This is a genomic window from Mesorhizobium sp. M7A.F.Ca.US.002.01.1.1, assembly GCF_004022955.1.
Lineage (GTDB): Bacteria > Pseudomonadota > Alphaproteobacteria > Rhizobiales > Rhizobiaceae > Mesorhizobium > Mesorhizobium ciceri.
Window position 1 is genome coordinate 1 of the sequence record NZ_RZQE01000503.1, and the last position, 4,155, is coordinate 4,155.

3 protein-coding genes are annotated in these 4,155 nt (G+C 61.9%); all 3 read right to left on the reverse strand.

Going from position 1 to position 4,155, the window contains the following annotated elements; genetic code table 11:
- Nucleotides 1–1,744 (reverse strand): serine/threonine-protein kinase (locus tag EN932_RS30660; protein ID WP_245483354.1); only part of this gene is annotated, 1,744 nt, incomplete at its 3' end.
- 5 nt (nucleotides 1,745–1,749) lie between these two features.
- Entirely contained in the window at nucleotides 1,750–2,523 is a 774-nt protein-coding gene (locus EN932_RS30665) for a protein phosphatase 2C domain-containing protein (protein WP_013525286.1), read from the reverse strand.
- Between the two features lie 166 nt (nucleotides 2,524–2,689).
- The coding region (locus EN932_RS30670) for a type VI secretion IcmF C-terminal domain-containing protein (RefSeq protein WP_281061563.1) at nucleotides 2,690–4,155 on the reverse strand (1,466 nt) is incomplete at its 5' end.

Here is a 4,155-nt window from a genome sequence, read left to right on the forward strand (position 1 = left end):
CGTTCAACGCGACAGCAGGTTGGTCCGGCTGGTTGCTTGTCGGCAAGGCAGGGCTCTCGGCGTTCGCGACAGCCGGCGGGGCCGCAGTGGGATTGGGCTCCCGCGTTGCGGGTGCCGCCGGCTTGCTGGCCTGCGGTTCGGGCTTTTGGCTCTCGCCAACCTTGGGCTCAGCGGGCGGCAGCGTCGAGGCTTTCTCTACCGGCGGCGTCGGGGCGGTTGTCTCACTGGAAGCGGCCAACGTTTGACTGTCGCTGGTCATCGTATCCGGCTGGATTGGCGGCGATGCCTTTTCGGGTGGCGGCCTGGCGTCCGTTGCGGGTGACTTCGCGACGACGTCGTTCTGCGAGGGGACTTCGGCGGGCTTGGTAGGCTCCGGCTTTTGAACCCCCAACGTATCTGCCGGATTTTCAGCCGCCTGTCCGCTGGCCTGCACGGGCGAAACTGCCTTTGCCGGCTCAGGGGCGGCAGAGTCCGCCAGGGGCGGCTTTGACAGGCCGGGCGGGAGCTTGGACGGCTCCGGTGGCAAAAGCGATGTCTTGCCGGCAGTCGGTGTGGCAGGCGTCATGAAGCCGCCCAGGTAAAGGCCCGCGCCGGAGGCCACAGCCAGCATCGCCAAGCCAGCGATCGCCAGGGTTCGGGTCTTTGTGGACCTTCCAGGCAAACGCGCCGTGGCCTCGCGCGGCATCGGCGCCGGAGGCGGCCGTTCGAACAAATGCGCGGGCCGCACGTGCTCTACGAAGGGCTGTCCGCCTGGGCCCGCTGCGGCTGCGTCGTCGTGCCTCTCAACATTGTGTGATCGTGCCTGGGTTTTGCTGCCGGATTTAAAGGTTCGCGGCAAAGCCGACCGATCGCGGGGTGTGATGGACGCCGGCGGGGTTGTCTCCTCGTTTTCGTCACGCGTCATCCTGGCGATTTCCGCCATGCTAACCGGTCGGTCCTGCGGATCCGGTTGCAGCATGGGTTCAACGATGTCACGAAAATCATCGTCGATGTCGGTGAGATCAGGCACGGTCCGGCGCTTTTCGATGACCTCGAATTGCGATCCGCTCATATCGATTGGCTTGCCGCGCAAGGCGGCAACCAGCACCAGCCCCAGGCTGTAGATATCGGATTGCTCACTGACATCGCCGCTGTAGAGCCCGAGCTGTTCGGGTGAAACATAGTTGTATTTTCCCGCAAACTTTCCGCCGATCAGGGTCTCACCGCCGACACTTGCCGACCGGGCGATACCGAAATCTATGATCTTCGCGCGGTCGACCCGGCCTCCCGGCAAGATGATGTTATCGGGCGAGAGGTCGCGGTGTATTGCTCCCGCCTGGTGCACGGCGCTCAGGCCGGAGGCGAGGCGGTGGCAGAGCTTGCGCACATCAGCCGCCGGCATCGCGCCACGCCGCATGATGTCGAACAGCGACTCACCGTCGACGAATTCCATGGCAAGGTAGGGACGGCCGATCCCGGGATCGATCGTGAAGACGTGGTAGCGCACGACCGCGTCATGCGACAGGTGATTGAGGATCAATGCCTCCTTGCGAAACAGCGACAAGATCGTCTGGTCACGGGCGAACTCGGGCAAGACGATCTTGATCGCGACATGGTCACCGGTCTGGATATTATGACCACGGTAAACCTCGCCCATGCCACCGAATGCGATGCGTTCGTCGAGCTCGTAGATGCCGCTGAGTTGCGTGCCTACGACGGTGTTGGCCATGCCCCCCGATATCCGCGTCTTGTCGTCGGAGCCCATCAACCTCAGGCCTTCGCTCTATGCAGATATGGAGGAGGCAATTGGCCATCGCGCTCGTGTCCTATCTTTACGAGGACGATCGTGACGTTATCCGTTGCGCCGCGCGCCAGCACCATGTCGAGCAGGTTCTCGCAGGCTGCCTGAGGTGTCGCCGACACCGTCGCCGCCTCGATCTCGGCGTCGGTGACATGCGCCGTCAGACCATCCGTGCTCAACACAAAAATATCCCCCGGCATGATTTCTCCCTGCTGGAAATCGATGACAATCTCGTCGCTGACGCCGATCGCTTGCGTGATGACATTGCGGCGCGGCCACGTGCGTGCTTCGGCTGCGCTGATGATACCGCGGTCGATGAGCTCCTGAACTTCGGTGTGGTCTCTCGAGATCTGCGAGATCGAGGCGTTGCGGACAAGATAGACGCGGCTGTCACCCGCCCACAGGCAGGCAAACCGCCCGTCCATCGCCAGCAGGGCGGCAACGGTGGAACCGATGGTTATGCCGCGGGATTCAGATATGCCTCGGATCTCGGCATTGGCCCGGCCCAGCCTGTCCTCGAAGCGGGCGCGAAGATCGGGAGCTGAGCTCGCAATGCCGATTGTTGACAGATGATCGACGATACTGGCGGAAGCGACCTCTCCGGCGTCATGTCCACCCATTCCGTCGGCTACCACCCAGACGCCAGTTTGTGGCTCGACCAGATAGCTGTCTTCATTGAGCTCACGGACACAGCCTTTGTGGCTCACGCCGAAGCTCTCAACGGAAAGGGCGACAGTATTCAATTTGCCACCAAGCGCTTTTCAAGCGTCCTTCTGCGGCGCACCTTTGGACGCTCGCTGGCGCCACTTTGCCACAGGCTCGAACATTAAAGTATCGAAAACTAAGGAAAACCAGGCTTTGAACGCCGTGGTCAGCGGACCGACGCCATGTTCAGCAGATGAACCCTGTTCAAAACGCCTTGGGACAGCTGAATCCGGACAGGGCCGGGAGGAAGAAGGGGTTGGAGCCTGAGCCTGTCTGGAGAGCATAAGTAACGTCGCGTCCGCCGATCACGAAGCGCGCTTGCATGTTGCTGCCGTCGCCGGTGACGGCAGCCTTGTCCAGAAGTCGTTTCAGCGCCCAGGGCCCTTCGAACTTGATGGCGGATTCGCGGCCTGGCATCTCCGGCGTCAAGCTTAGGCTGGCGGACGCGGAAGCTGCCTCGCCCGGCCAGGTGACCGCGCTCGGCGCGTTGCCCGTCTGATTGCTCCAGACGATCTGGCCTTCGGCATCGAGTATCGCCGTATCGACATCGCCATTCAGTGAGAACGGTGTGAAAGTGATGCTGACCGAAGGCAACGAACCGCCCGATGGGAAGAAGGCGCTGCGGATTTCCGCCGCAAGCTGGAAGTCTTTCAGGGTCGATTTCGACAGGTCGCGTCCAAATCGCGCATCCTGTTTCCAAGTCCAGTCCTGGCTGGTCATGTCGATCAGCGATGCTAGATTTTGTGCGAAGAACCGGTCCAGCAAGCCGCCAGGGGCGAACAATTTGGCGAAATCTGCCATCGCAACATCCTCGGTGGCGTCGCGGGCGAAGGGATAACGGCCGCTGATTGCGGCTTCACAAGGGGCTGTGACCGTCTGGTCAAGTATCTGATTCAAGTTGGTCACCGAGGTTTCGGCAACGTTGCCTTCGAACTCATCCGCCGTCGCGTTGACCATCCGGCCGAGTTGCTTGGGCAGGCGCGAGACATTGGCGCGAAGCGTGGCTATCTGCAGCTGCAGGTTCGAATTGACGCGTTCCGTCTGCGAAGGAACTTCGGCCGCCAGTTGCAGGCTCTGATAGATATCGCTGAAGTTTTGGGTCAGAGCATCGATCGGGCGATGTCCGGCAGGGCCGTTCACCAGGGCCTGGAATGGTCTGAATTGCGCTTCGATGTTTGCTCCTGGACTGAAGTTCCGTGCGTCGGCGGCCCCGGTGCCGGCGCGGCTTTGCGATTTGCCGCTGGCGATTGTTATGCCGATGCGGGCCAGGCCCTTGGCCAGATCCGCGGGGTTGCGCGGCGGGTTCTGGGCCGTGCCTTCGATCTCGGTGCCGGGATCGGGGCCGTCACCTGAGTCCCGCGTCAGAGCTGTTTCATCGGCGATTGCCGCAAAGAGCTGATTCATCGGTGAGCTTGGGGAGGCAGCGGCCGAAAGTGCGATGTAGTGCGGCTTGTCCGTCAGCATCGCCTTGAATTTCAACTGGCCGAGAACGCCGTTCCACGCGGCCGCGAACTCCTTGCCGTAGCGATCAAGAAGTTCGGGGCCGAGCTTGAGCAATTGCTGGTTGATATCGCCTTGTTCGCCGCCGCCCCCGAGAACCCACTGCTCGTCGACAAGCATCTGCGCAATGCGCGACAGTTGCCGGAGATAGAAGGTGTTGAAGCCGGAAT